The following is a 20717-nucleotide window of genomic DNA, read 5'->3' as shown; positions in this document are numbered from 1 at the left end:
CTCCCTTACAAAGTTCAGAGTGCCGGAAACCGGCGCTCCGATTTCTCTTTGCGTCAGCCGTAATGATAAGTCTTCAACCGGACATGATATGACAATTCACGAGTGAATTATTTTTTGTTGACCGTGCCAATTTTAGATTTTAGATTTTAGATTATTTCGGTACTCCTTTCCTGCGGAACGCTACGCGAACCCAGAAGCAAGCTACATGCCCCGCTATCGCGTGGGCGGAACAAATCCAAAATCCAAAATTTAAAATCCAAAATTGTTTGACTTGATGATTAACTTGGCAAAGAAGTCATATTCATATCGTCATTCAATCTGCGAATCAGTCGCGATAACTCACGAATGATATTCACTGCAATATCTGGAGTTTCTTCAATGGCATCATATAGTTGCTCTTGGGTCAGTTCTAAAAATTCACAAGGTTCTATAGTCGTTGCACTGGCGGAACGTGGTTGAGTATCAAATACTGCCATCTCACCAAAGTATTTTCCCTGTTCTACCTCTGCCAGCTGCTTATTTCCAATATGGACTTTAACTCGACCTGATACCACAATGTAGAGCGATCGCCCTTCTTCTCCTTGCCTAAAAATCGTATAATTAGCTGGAAATGACAGTTCATTCATCACTGAAGTCAGCCGCACAATAAAATCGTCCCGCAATTCCTTAAAAATCGGGACTCGCCGGACAAATAATAGACGGTCAACACTAGTTAGCATAATTACAATTTAAAAATAAGAATTCAGAATTCAGAATTCAGGAATTAGAGCAATCCAAGAATCGATGTAGGGGCGTACAGCTGTACGCCCCTACCAACGCGTTTGCAACCTGAATTTCGTGTCAAGTCAGAGGGCGATTAGTCATATTAACCGATGTCGATCGCTAGTTGCCAAGAATATCTCAGACTGAATCAGCAGAAATCTACATATCATCTAACGAAAACCATCTTGAATTTAATTCACAATTCATAATTAATCATTCATAATTATTATTATTAATAATAAAGAATAAAGGCATCAGTCGTCCGCTGCTCTGACTTGACGCCCTCATCCCCCACTGATTGCATTGCTAAATTCTGACTCCTGACTCCTGAATTCTGAATTCTCTTTTAATCACTTTAATTTATCATTTTAAAAAACAAGAGTATTTGCTCTTATTCGGTCAAAAGTCATAATATTGACTGCATGAACTCCCAAGGTACCTTGCTGAGACAAAAAAATATACCAATTTGGTTGGAGGCGTAGTTTACCACTGTAGGCATCGCTTCTAAAAATTGGGGAATTGGCTACTGACTAGCGAACCTCTATTAGTTGTCGCTAGAAAGAACAGTCACAAAATATCCTCAACTGCCATTACATCGAGAAGCAGAGAAGGATTTCAGACAAACAGCATTGAATTATTGTGAGTAATGACCATGAGTTGGCTAATCAGTACAGTAATTATTGGGATCTCTGTCGCTTTTGCAACCACCTTTGACGACAATTTATATTTGACAGCTTTCTTTGGAAAAGTCAATCGCAGCTTTCGCCCCAAGCATATTGTTATCGGTGAATTTCTCGGATTTACTGCACTAGTGTTTGCTAGTCTCCCTGGTTTTTTTGGCGGTCTGATTATTCCCAGCACCTGGATTGGTTTACTAGGTTTACTTCCCATCGCCATTGGTATCAGTAATTTCATCAGTCGAGAAGACGAGGGAGAGACAGTACAAGATGTGTCAGTTAACTTACCCTCTCCTAGCAAATCTGGACGCCAGAAGAAATCACTGTTAGCAACCATACGCGATCCCCAAACCTATCGTGTTTCCGCAGTTACCATTGCCAATGGCGGAAACAACATCGGGATTTATGTACCGTTGTTTGCTAGTAGCAATCTGCCAAGTTTGGGCGTAATTTTGTGTGTTTGTTATTTCACTGTTGGAGTGTGGTGCTTCTTGTCTTACAATTTGACCCGTAATCCTCTGATGGCGCCTGTTTTAACTCGCTATGGTCGAAAAATCTTCCCCTTTGTCTTAATTTGGCTGGGACTGTCCATCCTGATTAAAAGTGAAAGCTATCGACTTCTACCTAGTCTAGCAATGCTTGGCAATTAGTTATGAGGCGATCGCCACGGTGGAAATACCATTTGGGATTTTAGATTTTGGATTGGAATCGCTTTCTAAATCTAGGTTGTATCAATGTGTCTGTCGCAATCATTTTTCAAATTGGTATAAACTCACAACTTTGGGATGCGATGTCTGACGACAAGCTGCTACAAGTCTACCCAATGAACTACTCAAAACTGTTGATGGCTGCTTGTCTCTAATCTGCTTCCCACGCCAAAAGCTTTTTTAATCACTTGAATTTATGATTTTGAATCAAAATAATATTTGCTCTTATCAATCAACTTATCTACAGTGAACATAAAGCACATTATTGATGCCTCTTACAAAAGCAAATCTAACACTGCAAATTATCAAAGAAAGGAACCAATGAATAAACCAAATTCCCAAAAATTAACCCAATGGCTCGTAACTGCCCTATTTGTAGTAGTTGTAGCAACATTTTCACTGTTCGATCAGCCCAGTGCTAAAGCTCAAACAATAACACCATCGGAACCGGCTTTAGAATCAGCCCCAGTAATATCTCCGGCTGCATCGCCAATATTGGCACCAACTCCAGTAATATCTCCAGTTGCACCCCCAGTAGAATCTGTAGCAGCAAACGTTAGACGTTTACTAGCAACCAAAGAATGTGTCGGCTGTAACTTGACTGGCGCAGTTCTCAAGGATGCAAACCTGCAAGCCGCAAACTTGGAAGGTGCAAACTTACAAAAAGCAGATTTTGAAAGAGCGAACTTGCAGCAAACAAACTTACAAGGAGCAAACTTGCAAGGAGCAGATTTAGGCAAAGCAAACATCGCAGGTGCAAACTTGGTGGGAGCAAACCTATTTGATGCAGATCTAGAAAAGGCTAGCTTCCTGGGAGCAAACCTACAAGCAGCAAACTTGCAAAACGCAGATTTGGAAAGAACAAATCTCACAAATGCAAACATCCAAGGAGCAAACTTGATGGGAGCTGATTTACAAGACGCCATCAGACCCGAAGGATTTATAGCTCAGTAGTGGAAAATAAACTCTAGCTGCTTGCTATTGCCATTAAACGAGTCTAGATAATCGAGAATCCCCTCAACAAAAGCTGAGGGGATTTTTGCTTTTATTATGGGTAGGGGCGTACAGCTGTCATAGATGTCAACTTACAGCAATTTTCACGTAAATAGACCACGTTGTAGGGGCGCACAGCTGTGCGCCCCTACAGGGGATTGTGGTTTAAGTTAATAAAGTACAGAAACTAAGTCCGCAAGCCAGGTATTAAGACTGTTTACTCCTGAATTCACCAATTCTGCTGTAATTGCGATCGCGATCGCTTTTTCATAGCAAGATACCAACCCTACAAAATTGGATAATCGTTGGAAATCCTTACCAGGGACTACCAATCATGGTGAATGGTGCCCAATAAAACGGATGGGAGAGATTGCCAATGATATTCTGCTGTAAGTAGGTTGCCATTTGCGGTGGCAAAGATACGCCTCTAGTAGTGCCAGTTAATTGATTACCTTCAATTCGCACCTTACCTTGAATCATTGCTAACTGTGCTTGTCGCAGTGCTTCTGCTTTAATTGGTGCAGTCTTTAACTGGCTATAAAACTCCGTCATTAGCCCTAAAGTTCCTGCATCCGAGACGTACCACAAACTAGCAACAGCTGACTTCACACCGGTCTGTACAGCTAGCCCTGCAAAACCCAACTCCGCCTGTTCATCCCCAAAAGCTGATTTACAAGCACTTAAAACCAGTAATTCCACTGGTGGCTTATTCCATCCCAACTGGCGTACTTGGTCTAACCGCAGTTTGGTATCATACAACTGGATGTATGACTTACTGGAGTTTCCAGACACAAAATCTACGTGGGTTGCTAAGTGAATCATCCCAAAAGGATTTTGTCGGCGTTGTCCTTTGAGATTCTCTAAGGTAAAGTCTTTATTGAGTAAGAATTTGCCGTGCCATAGTTTCTCAACGATGGTAGAAACTTCCAAAGGCACCGCTTGTAAAGGACTTTGATTTTGCTCTTTGGTAAATTCACTAGCCCCCATTGCCAAGAGTTGGGAGGTTTTGATATCAGCATAGCTAGTATCAGTGAGGCTGAGACTGGGTAACATTCCCAGACTGTATTTTTCAATGAGAAACTGTTTACCATCGTGAAGTGCGGCTAAAGGAATAGAACGTAAACCTACGTCCATTACAAAAGCCAGATTTTTGATGCCTTGCTTTTGCAACTCTGCTTCTTGGGGCGCAATTAGCCATTGATATAGTTGCTGTGCTGGGATTAAATAGCTGGTGGTGCCAGCTTTGTTAACATCTGAAATTTGATTGTAAAATTTTTGAGCTACTCGCAAAACCTTCGCTCTAGTTACCCCAGGAAGCCGCTTGCGGATAGGTTTACCCTCAGCAGTCACAACGACTAAATCGAGTATGTCTTTATTTTTATCTTTGAGCGATGCATTGTTGCTAGGAGTAAACTGTGCATAGACAATTGCTGGTTTGACGCCTGTTTTTGCCTGAATTTCGGCAAGGGCGGCGCGTGCATCTGCCAAACTTTTAATCGAAGTTTTGCTTGATTGTCCTAGATATTGGTCAAATTGGCGTGTAGCTTGTTCATCTACTTCGCCAAAGGCTGTGTCAATTAAAGCTAAAGAATTGTTGTTAGTAGCAAGAGGCGGGGTGTTTATAGACTGTGCTAGCTGTTCTGGATTGGGACTATTAGCTGGTAGTTGCTTGGTTGGCGTTGATACCTGTGGTGGTTCCTGGGTAATTAATTGAATATTGCCTTGAGTGTAATTACCAGGGAAAGATTGGCTGGGTGAAATGGTATTGCTAGAACTACTAGTAATTGCTGCGGCGGTACCATTGCTGGTGGCATCACCCACTACAAAGGGTGTATTACCGTTACCGCCGTGGCGGATGGTGACTGCACCGCTACCAGTTGCACCAGATGTGGAGATACTAGCATTGATGTTATTGCGATCGCTAAATGTCCCAGTAGCTCGGAAAAAGCGATTCGTTGTAATATCTACATTACCGCCAGTGCCATTAGTTCCACCTTGGGCATTGATAGAAGTAACTTCAATATCATTATCTGGATCTAGCGTTACATTACCACCATTACCAGTGCTAGAACTGGAATCTAACTCTCCAGCTTTGATACTCGTTCTTGCATTCAAGCTAACTGCACCACCATTACCAGCAAAACCAGTGGCGGAATTAGATGATGTATCTATTTTTTGGGTGCTGATAGTACCATTAGTGCTAGTAAGGTTGATTGCTCCACCATCACCTATAGCACCACCCATAGTGCCAGAAAGTACATATCCTGTAGTAATATCATTTGTAGCGTTCAGAGTGATATCACCACCATTACCTGCTTTACCACCGTTGGCAGTTGTATCTGAAGCTGTTCTAGAACGGGAATTTAACTCTCCGGCTTTGATACTGTTGTTTGCATTCAAAATAATTGCACCACCATTACCAGCAAAACCATTGGAGGAATAAGATGATGTATCTATTTTCTCGGTGTTGATAGTACCATTAGTGCTAGTGAAGTTTATCGCTCCACCATTAGCTGTTGTACTACCATCAGTGCCGGAAAATACGGAGTCTGTGACAACAATATCATTTTTAGCAGTGAGAGTGATATCACCACCATTACCTACTTTACCACCGTTGGCTGCTGTATCTGAGGCTATGCGAGATACATTAATACTACCATCAGTACTAAAGATGTTTATTGCACCACCATTACCTGCTGAACTAACGCCAAAGGACGAGTTACCACCAAAAGAAGTACTGTTTACAGACCTTGTATTAATATCATTCTTGGCAATTAAGGTAATTGCACCACTATTACCAGGAGTCGGGTTATTGGTACTAGTAGATGATGAACTCCTTAAAAAGTCGGTGGTAATACTGCCATTTCTAGCTAGTACGCTAATCGCACCTCCATTACCACCATTTGTGCCAGAAGCATCTAAGCCACCCCTAGATTCCAACCCGTTGAAAACAAGATGGCTGATGTCAATATTGCCGTTACTGCTAGTCAGGGAAACATCTCCAGCAGTTACAGAACCGCGAGATGATATACCGCCAGTATTGATGTTACCAAAAGCGCTGAGTGTGATTTTACCGCCAGTATTTCCTGATGAATCTATCTCGCAGGAACTATAACTTCCACAGACTATACCGCCAATTGTGTTGATTCCACCATTATTGCTGACGATTTGAATTTCACCACCTTTGTCACCACCAGCGTTGATATCACCAGTGGTAACATTACCAGCAGCTTTGACGGTGATATTACCACCGTTATTAGAACCAAGAGTACTTTGAGTGAATAAACCTATCCCACTGAAGATATTGCCGTTAGTGCTAGTCAGGGAAATGTTACCACCTTGCCCAGTTTCACTACTAGCGTTGATCGCATCACTTCCTGTGGTAATGTCACCTACAGCATTCAGGGTAATATTACCGCTTTTGATATTACCAACAGCAGACATACTCCCATTACTGATTTTACCGCCACTGGTAATAGAGATATCTCCTGCTGTTTGTACTTCGTCTAATTGTTCGCCTGTTCTAAAATCATCTGATAAGTTAATATCGCCGCTTGCTTTGACGGTGATGTTCCCAGAACGAATACCAGAAGCAGAACGGACAGAATTTGTAGTTTCAATACCGCCGTTGTTGCTGGTGATGTCGATATTATTGCCGTTTGTAGTAATACTGTCGGTGGTAATTTTCTGGTTTGCTAGCAAATTAATTGAGGCATTGTCTGTGCCTATAATTTCTCCAGTTGCTGTTATTGAACCTGCGCCAATTGGACTTTGAATTTTTACTGGATCTTGGAATGTGGCATTGTTAATTTTTATTGCCCCATTTCCATCATTGCGTCCGATAGTAATAAGATTAAAGCCGTTTTTGAAGGCTGCTAAATCAGTTGTGGTCAAGTCTAGGGTGTTTGTGCCAGTATCACTATTTCCACCAAGAGTAATATTTTGACTGGGTGTATTGGGTTGGAGGAAAATATTACCACTGCCAGTGAAAGAATTTGCGCCTCCTAGTAGGTTAATCTCATTAGCAGTCAAGCTAATGTTTCCAGAACCAGCTAAAACGGAACCTCCACTGGTAAAGTTAATGCTGCCACTATTGCTATTCAGGGTAATGTTACCGCCACCTGTAGTGCCTTCGGTGCGAATACCTTGAGTATTGATATCACCTTGAGCGTTAAGATTGACATTGCCACCCAAACCGTTTGGAGAGAAAATATCTATTGATGGGAATGGTGCTGCGGTTGTGCCGATGGAGATTCCACCACCGCTAGTGACTAGAATATTACCAGGTGTTTTGGCGATCGCATCCAGTTGTCCCCCAACTGTAATATTTCCACTACTAGTATTGAGAGTAATATTACCTCCTTTTGTGGCTGTGGGAGAACCTGCACTAATACTCGTTGCAACATCTATACCATTATTTGCCTGAAGAGTCACATTACCACTGGTGTTGCTGCTATCGGTATTGATTCCATTACCAATATTAATGTTGCCAGCAGATTGAACGTTGATGTCACCGCCATTCCCACTCTCATAAGACACGTTAGAGAACAAACCACTAGCAACGATATTGCCTGTACTGGAAGTCAAACCGATTTTGCCACTATTGCTGGAACCTAGATTGCTAAAAATATTACTCAGAGATAAACTACTTCCTAAAATAGAGACATCTTTGCCTGCTGATGTAATGTCACTGGTTGAAGTAACTGAACCGTTACCTGCGTTGATAGTTGTAAGGCCACTTCCAGTCAGGTTAAGCGGACTGTTAAATAAAATATTGCCACTAGTAGTGATGTTACCTGGGACGGTTGTACTTCCGGCATTAATATTGAGGCTAGCTAGAGGATCTGTACTGCCTAAAGCACCGCCAAGACTGATATTGCCAGCGCCAGCAATGAGACTTAAATTACCAGCACCATTAACTGTATTATTGAAATTAATATTCCCTGAGCCAGAGCTGGTATTAACAACTATATTAGAACCAGTTAAAGTAACTGGACTATTGAAGTTGATATTACCGTTTGCAGTAATATTGCTAGCAAGCTTAGTATTGTCTGTATTTATCTGTAGGTTATTAAAAGGTGTAATTCCACCAACAGCACCTTTGAACTCTATAGAACCCATTTGACATCTAAGAAGGTGCTGCAAGCCTCTTAATCATTAGCCTGATGAAGCAGATATTGAGTTTGGCAGTGGCACTAACCAGGGTTCGTTCAAAGTTCTTAACCAGAATTTTACAGCGCTCCATCCAAGCATTGGAGCGTTCGATCACCCATCTAGCTATTGCCGGAACAAATCCAGATTTTCCTTGTGCCGCTTTCTCTTGTTTTGAGGGTTTCGTAGAAAGTTGAAACTGAATTTTGGTCATGATCTCTGGGTAAATTCGCTCTAACTCCTGAGTCAAATATTCTGGGTGATACCCATGATCTAGCAGGATAGTAATCTTGGGAATATCGATAGGTTTTGACTTGAAGTAGTCGATGTTGAGAGTAAACATCTCAATTAATCCGGCATCATCCGAGACATTGGCGCGAGTACAGAGCGTAAAAAAGGGAAACCCAAGGGTGTCAATAGCCAAATGCCTTTTAATACCGTTGGTGGCTTTGTAGAAGCAAAAACCTTTCGACTCCACACTGGCGTTGCAGGTATTTTTCACTGCTTGGGAGTCAATGATGATCAATGTCGTCCAGTGCGGTTTTTTTTTTACCTGTTCACGCACTTGTCCATGTAAGACACTCATCAGTTCCTCAAATACCCCGGCTGCTCGCCACTGTTTGTAGTGCCAATATACAGTGGAATAAGGGGGGAGGTCTTTAGGTAAGTCTTGCCAATTGCATCCATTTTTTAGTTGATAGAGAATTCCATTGAAGATATCTCGCTTTGGCCAGTTGGTCGGTCGAGTCTGCTTCTTAGTCGGTAATATCTCTTGCAATAAGGGTTCAAAAATTTCCCATTCTGCATCAGTGAGGTTGCTGGAATACGCCATTAGTATTGGATTTTAGATGCTGAGGAGTACCTTAATTCAAAACCTCACAAGATGTCAAATGGGTTCTATACTGCCACCTCTATCTGCCAATAAGGAAATTAGTGTTCCACTTCCTGTTTTATCTAACGTACCATTAAAAATAATACGCCCACCCACACCTCCTGCAAGATAAGTTGAAGTAGTTATATTTGTTGTTGAAAAACCTCCACTAAGAATTACTGCCCCATTTAAAGTAACATTGCCACTATTACCGCTAGTAGCTGAAGAAATTATATATTCGGGAAAGATTACGCCAGTTGAACTGGTAATATTAATATCCCCACCATTTAAACTACCTGTCGATCTAGAACCCACAAGACCAGTATTAACATTTCCCCTAGCGCTGAGGTTAATATTCCCACCTTTACCAACAGCAGCAGTATACAAACTAAGACCAAGATTAATATTTCCTCCTGAGCTAGTAAGTGTAACATCCCCTCCATTACCAGATGAGGAACTAGCATCATCAGTAGCTGTAAAAATATCTGCTGCTGCTGCATAACCTAGTAAACTTCCACCTGAAATAGTAATATTCCCTCCAGATGAAAGGGTTACATTCCCAGCATTGGCACTAGTAGCAGAAGTATTGATGGAAGGTGTTTGAATATCACCAATGGCGCTCATGATGACGGAGCCACCTGCTACACCAGAAATTAATCCACCAGAAGTATTGATTCTTCCTACCTGAATACTGCCTGTTGGTAGCAAGGGGCTTGCAAGTGGCTGGAAAGTAGTTCCCCCTGTACCAACACTTGGAGGAATATTAGGAGCAGCAACTGAAGCCAAACCCGCCCGCAAAATTAAAGCCCGGCTGGTAGTCAACACTGTAAAATCAGGATCTGAAGCTGGAATACTCCCACTGGTATCGGGTGAATTAATGGTAATATCGCCACCCTTAATACTCCCCGTCGCCTCAACCTTCAGTGCTGCACCAGTATAATCACCAAATTCTACATCGCTATTAGCTCGAATAATTGGGTCATACAAACTAACAAAATTACCCGCACCTCCAGCCAAATTGCGAATTGAAAATTGCCCGCCACTGAAAAAATGAGCATCCCCAGAAACATTACCATCGCTAATTAAACTCAGATTTCCACCACTGACAAACGGTGTCTGGGGATGATTTAGCGCCAGGATATCAATATTCTGATTTCCCTGAATCTTGAGATTTCCGCCAGCTTGTGCCAAAAAGGAATTCGCTACACTATCGCGCACCCGTACCGTGTCTTTAGCTAACAGGTTTAAATCTCCTGTTGTCAGCAGTTGACTGTCTGGTAGTGTTAAATTACGTGCAGCGGATAAAGTTGCTGTCCCAGATGTAACATTTTTTGCTACCACATCCCCAGAATTTATCCCAATCCCAGAACCTCTGAGTTCTACTTGTCCGTTGCTGTTAACTCTCAATTCATTGGCGTTACCTACACCAGCACCTGTTAACAATTGGGGTAGAGTCGCGGGGTTAACGGATGTCGCTGATGGGGGTTGAATTTCTAAACTTAGCAGATGTCCGGGTTGGCTGATGCGTAAGAGGTTTTCACCAGGGACGGCGGCGACGGTAATGTTACCCCCTGGTGCTGATAGCTGTCCGGTACTAGTGACGGTGCCACCGAGTAAATTTAAATTGTTGCCACTACCGACTGCTAAATTGCCAAAATTCACAATACTCCCTGGTTGAGAGGTTGTGAAAGTAAAGGTATTGGGGGTTCCTACGAAAGAGGCGTAGTTATTGCTACCAACTGCGTTAAAGGAGTTTGACCCAAAACCAATGCTGTTGGCGGTGGTGGCGGTGAAATCAGCAGGTACGTTTAAGCTGGCGTTGGCACCAAATACAATACCAGCCGGGTTCATGATGAATAGGTTGGAATTCCCACCGGTGACTTGCAGAAGTCCGTTGATTATTGAAGGATCGCCACCAACTACACGTCCCAAAATGTTCTGAATATTGGGGTTGGAGAGAAAGTTGGCTATCTGGTTGGAGTCGAGTCCAAGTTTTTGAAAGCTGTGAAAGAGATTCGCGCCATCTCTAGAAAGACTACCTCCACTGATATCTAACTGGTTGCCGTTGGGGGTGACAATAGAACCTGTACCGTCAGTAGCTGGTGTAATAGATTGTGCTTTCACTAGAACGATCGCCTGGAAAACAGCAACCAAGGCGATCGCTTGAGTTAGCAAATATAAACCAATTCTTTGAGCTACAGAATTCATCTAAATCCTTGTATAAATAAAACACCATGCTATTACAATGTCGCCTATGCAACAACATAAGCGACATCAGTATAAGTATGGAAGTTTGCAAAAAGGTGAGATGAAATCTACGGTATAATACTTATAAAGAGAATTCAGGAGTCACAATTCAGAATTCAGAATTGTGTAGAGACGTTGCAATGCAACGTCTCTGTAATTACCATGCACGAGAACCAGAGGAACTGGGAGCAGTATTTTGGTTGGGTGCAGGCTGAATAGACTGTAGTGGCGATGGTACAGTCTTCTGGGAAGACTCGTTGACAACCTCAGTGGCTGCATCTTCTTCTTCGCTAATATTCGTATTCGGCGGAATTTTTGAGGATTGATTATCACCACCTCTTAAGGCAACAAGGTTACTGAATAATCCCGGTTCGGATTTATCAAATTTTATACCTAATGCTTGAACGGCGTTTGGCACTAATTTCAGAAAAGTCTGAATGGGAATACCTAAATTAAATCCAGTTTTATCGGTAGTGCTTTGAGAGCCACTTTCTTGATTTTCTTCAGGTGATGCTTGGCGACTGGCGATTTCGTCTCTGTCACCTTTGCCGTGAATACCTACAAGCCTTCCTGAGACATCAAACACAGGGCCGCCACTCATGCCCACTCTTGTGACGCTCGTATAAACTATTGCATATCCATTTTCTACGGCTGTTTCTTGTTCGCCTTCAACTGAACTCTCATCTAAACGGCTGGAAACCAAGGAAGAGGTGAACTGAAACACACGCTTTTTAATTGCTGCACCAGGGTTAGGAAATCCAGCTATATAAACACCAGCGCCCTCGGTCGTATAATTGGAATCACCAAGAACTGCGGTTTCATAAGTGCGATCGCTCCGAAATCGCACGATCGCTAAATCTACACCAGGCAATTTCTGAATGTCTTTATCAGTGGAAATTACAATCTTTTGGCGTTTTCTACCTCCTTGGGCAAAAGGTGTCACAACAGAATATTCATCATCGTCGTATTGCACAACGTGAGTCGCTGTCAGCACCACATAAACGTTCGTTCCTCTTTCCTTGTAGCGCCCGACAATTACACCTGAACCTGGAGAATTAACTGTAGGCTCAATCCGCACTACTGTTGATTTAGCAATACTAGCTACATCTGTAGGCAGTAATGCTTGTTTAGCAAACGCTGGACTGGCTACCATTACCATTGCTACACCAACAAAGCAACCTGGTAAGAGATATCGATTTAACATGGCGCTGATTCCTTAATGACTCTTGACTTGTTTACCAAAACGAACTTCCAGAGGTTTGATTAGTTGCTGGGATTGGAAAATTTGGCGACTCCTCTGGAGATGAGGGAGAATGGGAAAATTCTGGAACGATAAAAGAAGATTGTTCTTGAGTGGGAAGTATCGCCCCAGTGGCAAACTGGGGAGCAAGTTGTAAAAATCTTTGGATGGGAACAGCCCAACTGGATGCATCGAATTTTCGTCGGACTTGTAAAACTGGGGTGGAACCATCTTTAAAAATATAAGTGTTGCCCCAAAGAGGGTACTTATGTTTGCCGTTAACTCCTACAAGTTCACCACGACGATTTAGTAATGGCCCGCCACTCATCCCTTTAAAAATGTCGTTGCTGTAACCAACTTGATAACCACCCCGAAAAGCTTGTGGCAATAAATATTCAACTTTACCTGTGTTGAAAACTAAGCCTTGTTGCTCATCAGGATAACCAATGGCAAAGGTTTGATCGCCAATCGCCAGAGATGAAGTAGCGATCGCGGCGATCGCATAATTATTCGCACTCTTAAAACTCAGCAATCCTAAATCATCATCTGGAAATTGAGCAGATTTTATTGCCTGTGCAGTGTAAATCTTCCCGTCCGCTGTTTGGATTTGATAACTCTTACCAATTCTTAAAACATGGGCGTTAGTTATAACTGTGTAAACTTGACCTTGTTTTTTAATTAAAATTCCTGAACCCCAACCTTGTCCTGCTAACACTTTGACAGTAATTGCCCGACCGCGATCGCGTAATTGGTTCAATGACAATTGTGCTTTTGCTTGACTCGTTAAATTGGCACTCGAAATATTAGGCTGGGAAGCTACTTCTGAAGAAAATGCTTGTGTTGATAGCGTAAGCGGTAAACTAGCAACACAAGCAAGCATACAAAAAATACGAAATTTCATTTTCTACTTAATAAGAAATAATTCAGGAGTCAGAATTTCGCATAAATTCTGTGCAACTAGCGGTGAAACACCACACTAAATCCCTCATTAATATCATGTTCGGATGAATACTTAATAACTAGGGCTGACGCGGGGACGCTCTTACGCAAAGAGATTTGAATAATAAGTAATTAACCGAACTTGATATAAAGAATGCTGAATTCTGAATTCAGCATTCTTCTTGGAAAAATTCTTTAGAATGCCCGACCTGGCTTGCTTGGTGTCGCTGCTCCACCATTAGAACCAGCTCCTGCTCTCGATGCGTTCAGAGGAGCTAATTTTTTTGTCAAGTTAACATAAGTCCGACCTTTAGATTCATACAAAGCAGGGCCAGCACCATCACGCACATCAAAGAGTCTTTGCAAGGTTTCTGCTGCATTCACACCCCGCTTGAGAGTGAATAACAAATTGCTGGCGTTGCAACTACCCCCTGGACTAGCTGCACAAATCACCGGCATACCGTTAACGATACCCGCTGTAATGTAATCTAAAGAACCAGTGTTATGAGCTTGTTGAAATCTTGCAGAGACTTGCTGACAGCGGGTCATTGGGTCATATCCAGAACCAGTAAAATACTCTGAGTACCAACGAATCACTGATAAACTTGCACCTGTAGCAGTGTTGGTTGCCCTAGTTGCAGGTAATTGACTGCTAGTATCACAAGAAAACTGAATAGTCCCTGCTGCGTAGCTGGGTGTGTTGAAAACTGCTCCTAAACCACTTAAAAGTGCAACTCCACTGAGAATAGCTAAAGATTGTCTCAACATCTGACCGTCTCCTTGCAAATATTGTTTATAACTTCTCGTCTAAAATAACTTGTAAAAAATCAAACTGAGTATAGTGGCATTGCGTAAGTACGCACTTGATAAATTTTCGGGTAATTTATGATTTTCTTTACGAATAAGCGGCAGTTTATCAGGTCATATATGCAAATACATAGTGCTAAATATTACCTCAAGTTTTGAGATATATTTCGATTAATTCCAGAAAAAGCCTGAAAAATTCAGCTAACCATACATCAAACTGAATGTCGTGTGTTAACTTGGAAACCTCCTAGTTATCTACGTAGACAAATTCAAAACAGAGTAGTAATTGTATGCGCTGGTATTTAAAGTTTAGAATGCAGTGTGTATTTTTAGTTCATGGTGTGCTATCACTGGTATCCATGTCGCCAAGTTATGGTAGTTTCTCTAGTTCACCCGTATTTTTAGAGTTACCAAACCAGATAGTAGCGCAAGCACCAAATCCAGAAGGTGACCCAAATCGCCAGAGGTTTCCGCAATCTGCACCGACTCCAGAACCACTACCACCAGAAACTCAAACACCGGTGCAGCCGATTCCGACGCCAGAACCCTCGTCTGTGCCTGCTATTGAAAGTATTCAGGTTAAAAAAATTGAGGTGACAGGCAGTACAATTTTAAATTCCGAGCAACTGAGTTCCATTACTAGGCCAGTTGAAGGACGTTCTGTCAGTTTGGAAGAACTGAGAAAAGTTGCCGATGATATCACTCAAATCTACCTCGATCGCGGCTACATCACTTCAAGAGCAATTTTGGTAGACCAAGCAATTACTGGTGGTGTGGTGCAAATTCAGGTGATTGAAGGTGGTTTAGAAAAAGTTGAAATCCAAGGACTAAAACGCCTCAATCCTGATTATGTGCGATCGCGTGTCTCTCTGGGCGCTAGCAAGCCTCTTTCCACAGCTAATTTAGAAGACCAGTTAAGATTGTTACGAAATGATCCCCTACTGTCAAATGTAGAAGCTAGCTTACGCACAGGTAGCGAAGTTGGTCAAAGTATTCTAGTAGTTAGAGTTACCGAAGCCGATCCCTTTGATGGGACATTCAGCATTGATAATTATTCGCCGCCTAGTGTTGGTTCTGAAAGATTGGGCGTCAGTGCTAGTTACCGTAACATCACAGGTTTAGGAGATAAATTTGCAGCGTCTTATTACCGCACAACTCGTGGAGGCTCAAATATCTATGATTTTAGCTACCAAGTGCCGCTAAATGCGATGAATGGTACTTTACAGCTACGTACCACCATTAACAACAACGAAGTCGTCCAAGAACCTTTTAAAAGCTTTGATATTCGCGGAGAATCTCAGTTATATGAAGTGAGTTATCGTCAGCCACTAGTGCGATCACCTCGTGAAGAATTCGCTTTATCATTAGGCTTTACTGTCCAAAATGGTCAAACATTTACCTTTGCAGGCCCAACACCCTTTGGCTTTGGCCCCGACGAACAAGGTAACAGTCGTACCCGTGTTATTAAGTTTGGTCAAGATTATGTGGCACGAGATGTGAAAGGTGCATGGGCATTGCGATCGCTATTTAGTTTGGGTCTTGGCAGCTTTGATGCCACAATTAACTCTGACCCTGTTCCTGATGGTCGCTTTTTTAGTTGGTTGGCGCAAGTGCAACGGGTACAACAGCTCAACGACCGTAACCTTTTAATCGCCCAAGCCGAGGTACAACTAACGCCCAATGGATTATTACCCTCTCAACAGTTTGTAATTGGTGGTGGTCAATCTTTGCGCGGTTATCGGCAAAATGCTCGCGCTGGCGATAATGGAGTACGATTTTCGCTAGAAGATCGGTTCACAATCCAAAAAGACGAATCTGGGAACCCAATGCTGCAACTTGCTCCATTTTTCGATGCAGGAGTTATTTGGAATGTGAGTAATAACCCCAACCAATTACAGAGACAGCAATTTTTAGCTGCTCTGGGACTGGGAGTTTTATGGCAACCTCTACCAAGTCTAAATATGCGCTTAGATTATGGTCTTCCCCTAATTGACTTAGACGATCGCGGTGAAAACGCTCAGGATCACGGCTTTTATTTTAGTTTAGGATATAAACTTTGAGTCAACTTACAGCAATTTTCAGGTAATTAAACCATAGGGTAGGGTAGCACAGCTGTGCTACCCTACTACAAAGGATTGTGGTTCAAATAGATGAAAACGGCTGTAAGCCAAGGCGAATATGGAATTCGCGGCTACACAGGCAAAGTCCGCCTCCGCGGACTAAGGTCAAATTAAGGGTTTCAAACCCAGGTCGGTGGGTTTTGTTGTTGGGCTTTCTGCTCTAATAGTTGTAAGGTTGGCTTTGCAGATAGTTTGGCTGCTAAGGAATGTTCTGGAAATGGAGTTTTAGACTATTAATTGTATTCCTGGGGTTATGGCTACTCCTGGATTTGGGTTCCCGCTTGGGAGCAGAAATTTTTTGGTTTCAAGAAGTCGGCTACCTGCAAGTATTTCTAGTCAGGCTAGTGACTCGTGGTACTTTATGGGTAGTGGTGGCTAGTGTCAGTGCTGCCTATCTTCTAATAAACCTTGCTGTAGCACAACGGCTGAAGTATCCCCGGTCTTTGAAGATTGAAGAAGTTGAACTAGAGAGTGAATTCAAAAACTTTCTCAGTCCTGATTATTCCAGACGCGATCGCATTTTGACACCCGAAGCCCAAGGCTTAAAACCATTAAAATTACGCTGGCTGTTACCCCTAGCTTTGATACTGAGCTTGTTGACAGGGTTAATGGTGGTTCACTACGGTCAAATTGCTCTTTCTTACTGGCATTCTCCAATTGATAACACTAGTTTACCGATTCCCGCCCTATTCCGGCCAGACAGAATCTGGCAACTCTTAAACCAAATTGTTTCTCAAATTTGGTATGTGGGCTTAATTGTGGGGGGAGCGATCGCTATTTTAATTTATCCACGATTTTTACTCACAGCGATCGCAATTCTTTTCAGTGCCATTTTTGGCTTAATACTATTCCAAAACTGGGCAAAGGTACTCCAATATTTCCACCCTACTACTTTCAACAGCACTGAGCCTTTATTTGGTCAGGATATCAGCTTCTACATATTTTCCTTACCGTTTTGGCAACTGCTGGAACTCTGGCTGATGGGATTATTTTTGTATGGCTTTGTCGCCGTCGCCTTGAGTTATCTTTTGTCAGCAGACAGTTTGAGTCAGGGAATTTTCCCTGGTTTTTCCCCCCAGCAGCAGCGTCATTTATACGGGATGGGTGGATTGTTGATGCTACTAGTAGCTTGGAGTTACTGGTTGAGTCGCTATGAACTCGTGTATTCTAGCCGTGGAGTCAGTTATGGTGCCAGCTACACCGATGTCACAGCCCAGTTGCCAGCTTACACCGTTTTATGTGTCGTGGCTGTTGGCATCGCCTTTTACTTACTTTGGCAAACGTTGTTCTGGAGACCCAAATCTCAGTATCGCCGTTTGGTGTTTTACGGATTAGGCGTTTATCTATTACTGGTTCCAGCCGCTGACATTGTTCTGCCTACTGTGGTGGAAAATTTAATTGTCCTGCCGAATGAATTGCAAAGAGAGCAACCTTATATTCAGCGTACCATTGCCTTGACCCGCCAAGCATTTGATTTAGAGGCGATCGATGCCAGAACCTTCAACCCCCAAGGGGGATTAACTGAAGCTGACATTCAAAAAAATGACTTGACAATTCGCAATATCCGCCTTTGGGATGAGCGACCATTGTTAGAAACCAACCGTCAGCTACAACAAATTCGGCCATACTATCGGTTCCCCGATGCCGATATTGATCGCTATGTTTTGAAAACAGAGGCAATTTCAGACCAACCATCTGCACCCCAAAACCCATCGGTATCAAAACAGAGATTAATCGAAGCAGCACAACGGCGTCAGGTACTAATCGCTGCACGAGAATTAGACTACCGCGCCGTACCACAGGAGGCTCAAACTTGGGTTAACCGCCATCTCATTTATACCCACGGTTTCGGGTTTACTGTTAGCCCAGTAAATACAGTGGGGGCGGGCGGGCTACCAGAATATTTTGTCAAAGATATTAGCGGTGATAGTACCGCTCTGACAACTTCAAGTCTTGGCATTCGTGAAAGTATTCCCATTGGAGAACCCCGGATTTATTATGGTGAAATCACTAACAACTATGTAATGACTGGCACAAGAGTTAGAGAATTGGACTATCCCAGTGGTAGTGACAATGTTTATAACTCCTACGATGGACGGGGTGGCATTAAAATTGGTTCAGCATGGCGTCGCTGGCTATTTGCCATGTATTTGAAAGATTGGCAGATGGTCTTTACGCGGGACTTTTTGCCAGACACAAAAGTGCTATTCCGGCGGAATATCAAGCAAAGAATTCAGGCGATCGCACCTTTTTTGCAATTTGACAGCGATCCTTATCTTGTCAGTGCTGATGCAAATCGTAACAATACCAATCCAGACTACCCAAATGGTAAAAGTTATCTTTACTGGATTGTGGATGCTTATACGACAAGCGATCGCTATCCTTACTCAGACACCGCCAACGACGGTATTAATTATATCCGTAACTCTGTGAAGGTAGTGGTTGATGCCTACCACGGCATCGTTAACTTTTATATTGCCGATCAAAATGATCCGCTCATTGCCACTTGGTCAAGGATATTTCCCAACACCTTCAAACCACTCAGCGCCATGCCGGTTAACCTCCGCAATCATATCCGCTATCCTGAGGACTTGTTCAAAATTCAATCCGAGCGGTTGATGACCTACCACATGACCGACCCCCAAGTATTTTACAACCGGGAAGACCAGTGGCAGATTCCTAACGAAATTTATGGCAGCGAACCCCGCCCAGTAGAGCCGTATTATTTGATTACTAGTCTACCCACAGTACCCTTTGAAGAATTTATTCTGTTTCTGCCCTACACTCCCAAACAGCGGACTAATTTAATCGCTTGGTTTGCAGCGCGATCGGATAGCGTTAATTACGGTAAGTTATTGTTATATATCTTTCCGAAAGAAAGACTAATCTACGGCCCAGAACAAATCGAGGCACGCATTAACCAAGACCCAGTAATTTCACAGCAAATTTCCCTGTGGAATCGTCAAGGTTCAAGAGCCATTCAAGGAAATTTACTAGTAATTCCCATTCAGCAATCGCTGTTGTATGTCGAGCCAATTTATTTAGAAGCGACACAAAATAGCTTGCCAACCTTGGTGCGAGTAGTTGTAGCTTACGAAAACCGAATTGTCATGGCACAAACATTAGAACAAGCATTACAAGGAATCTTTCAACCACAAGTCACACCACCTGCTCCAATTATCCGTCCAGTAGAAGAAGGAAGCCCGCCAAGTCAGTAAAAGAGACTGGGGATTGGGGCATGGGGCATGGGGCATGGGGCATTGGAAGAGGCAGAGGGGCAGAGGGGCAGAGGGAAAGAACAAGGCACATTGAACTCTCCTCTGCTCCCCTGCTCCCCTGCCCCCTGCCTCCCCTGCCCCCCTGCCCCCCCTGCCTCCCCTGCTCCCTCATCCCCCTCATCTTCCTCATCCCCCTCATCCCCCTTACATCACTGGTTGTACCAACTTTTCCGCCATTGCTGCATTTGTTTAATTTCTGTATCTTGTGCTTTGATAATTTCTTGGGCTAATTGCTTGATTTCGGGGCGCTTAGACTTATTTAAAGCGTCTTGTGCCATTTTTACAGCCCCCTCATGGTGAGGAATCATTGCATTGATAAAGCGCAAATCAAATTCAGCATCAGCTGCACCTAAGTCCTGACTCATCATCATGGCTTGGATTTGCTCAGGTGACATTTCCATCATGTGACCCATTTGACTGTGATAAGCCATTGGTTTATTTCCTGCGCTGGGATACCAAGCTTGTCGCCACTGCTTCATCTGGGTAATTTCTTGGTTTTGCGATTTGATGATATTGTCTGCTAATTTTTTGATTTCAGGACGTTTGGATTTTTGCTGTGCTTCTTTGGCCATTTCCAAAGCCCCTTGATGGTGCGGTGTCATCGCATCGATAAACCGTAAATCAAAGTCAGCATCGGCTGGGCCTAAATCCATTCCCATGCTGTGATTCATGTGGCGATCGCTAGCATTGGTAGCAGTTGCGTTGGGGGTTTGGGTTGGGTTCTGGGAAGCAGCATTGCTACAGGCTGTAAGTAATCCACCCCCTGAAGCGATCGCCGCAAAGCTTAACGCTAAAAAACCGTTCCTCAAAGATAGCAGTTGCATAAGTTTCATCCAACAGTTTTCTAATTCTATATTTACTTCTTAACTTTGCAGCTAGAAATGAAATTAGGATGAAATCTCAAAAAAATTTTATAAGAAAGAAT

The 20717-nt window shown here is 42.9% G+C and carries 12 protein-coding genes; 4 read left to right on the top strand and 8 right to left on the bottom strand.

All coding sequences use genetic code 11. From position 1 onward, the window contains the following. Positions 1–278: 278 nt before the first annotated feature. On the bottom strand, positions 279–719 hold the full coding sequence (locus IQ276_RS07600; RefSeq protein ID WP_190875831.1) for a Crp/Fnr family transcriptional regulator: 441 nt from the start codon (positions 717–719) through the stop codon (positions 279–281). Between the two features lie 695 nt (positions 720–1414). Here IQ276_RS07600 and IQ276_RS07595 point away from each other — a divergent pair. Both IQ276_RS07595 and IQ276_RS07590 read left to right on the top strand, forming a co-directional pair. Next, positions 1415–2089, top strand: coding sequence for a cadmium resistance transporter (locus tag IQ276_RS07595; RefSeq protein ID WP_190875830.1), 675 nt, complete (start codon positions 1415–1417; stop codon positions 2087–2089). Positions 2090–2467: 378 nt separating this feature from the next. Then, positions 2468–3100: a pentapeptide repeat-containing protein gene (locus IQ276_RS07590; RefSeq protein ID WP_193921009.1), complete on the top strand. Its 633-nt coding sequence runs from the start codon at positions 2468–2470 to the stop codon at positions 3098–3100. Positions 3101–3454: 354 nt separating this feature from the next. Here IQ276_RS07590 and IQ276_RS07585 read toward each other — a convergent pair whose 3' ends face one another. From IQ276_RS07585 to IQ276_RS07560, 6 genes are all read right to left on the bottom strand, one after another. Next, positions 3455–8260, bottom strand: coding sequence for a CHAT domain-containing protein (locus tag IQ276_RS07585; RefSeq protein WP_193921007.1), 4806 nt, complete (start codon positions 8258–8260; stop codon positions 3455–3457). A gap of 7 nt (positions 8261–8267) precedes the next feature. Beyond that, complete coding sequence (locus IQ276_RS07580; protein ID WP_235115308.1) at positions 8268–9122, bottom strand: IS5 family transposase; 855 nt, start codon at positions 9120–9122, stop codon at positions 8268–8270. 54 nt (positions 9123–9176) lie between these two features. After that, positions 9177–11369, bottom strand: coding sequence for a two-partner secretion domain-containing protein (locus IQ276_RS07575; RefSeq protein WP_193918707.1), 2193 nt, complete (start codon positions 11367–11369; stop codon positions 9177–9179). A gap of 196 nt (positions 11370–11565) precedes the next feature. After that, positions 11566–12612 carry a S1 family peptidase gene (locus IQ276_RS07570; protein ID WP_228043183.1) on the bottom strand — a complete coding sequence of 349 codons (1047 nt, stop codon included), beginning with the start codon at positions 12610–12612 and terminating at the stop codon, positions 11566–11568. Between the two features lie 31 nt (positions 12613–12643). Continuing rightward, the gene (locus tag IQ276_RS07565) at positions 12644–13549 is read right to left on the bottom strand and encodes a S1 family peptidase (RefSeq protein WP_193918709.1); all 906 of its coding nucleotides are present in this window, start codon (positions 13547–13549) and stop codon (positions 12644–12646) included. Between the two features lie 233 nt (positions 13550–13782). After that, positions 13783–14355, bottom strand: coding sequence for a COP23 domain-containing protein (locus IQ276_RS07560; protein ID WP_193918711.1), 573 nt, complete (start codon positions 14353–14355; stop codon positions 13783–13785). Between the two features lie 353 nt (positions 14356–14708). Between IQ276_RS07560 and IQ276_RS07555 the strand changes: the two genes are divergently transcribed. Together IQ276_RS07555 and IQ276_RS07550 are read left to right on the top strand one after the other, a co-directional pair. Beyond that, positions 14709–16454, top strand: a complete 1746-nt coding sequence (locus IQ276_RS07555) for a ShlB/FhaC/HecB family hemolysin secretion/activation protein (protein ID WP_228043184.1) — start codon at positions 14709–14711, stop codon at positions 16452–16454. Positions 16455–16720: 266 nt separating this feature from the next. Continuing rightward, positions 16721–19732, top strand: a complete 3012-nt coding sequence (locus tag IQ276_RS07550; RefSeq protein WP_235115512.1) for a UPF0182 family protein — start codon at positions 16721–16723, stop codon at positions 19730–19732. A gap of 209 nt (positions 19733–19941) precedes the next feature. Here IQ276_RS07550 and IQ276_RS07545 read toward each other — a convergent pair whose 3' ends face one another. Next, complete coding sequence (locus tag IQ276_RS07545) at positions 19942–20616, bottom strand: DUF305 domain-containing protein (protein WP_235115511.1); 675 nt, start codon at positions 20614–20616, stop codon at positions 19942–19944. Positions 20617–20717: the final 101 nt, after the last annotated feature.

Source organism: Desmonostoc muscorum LEGE 12446 (assembly GCF_015207005.2).
GTDB classification, from domain to species: Bacteria; Cyanobacteriota; Cyanobacteriia; order Cyanobacteriales; family Nostocaceae; genus Nostoc; species Nostoc muscorum.
This window is presented reverse-complemented; position numbering and strand designations above follow the sequence as displayed.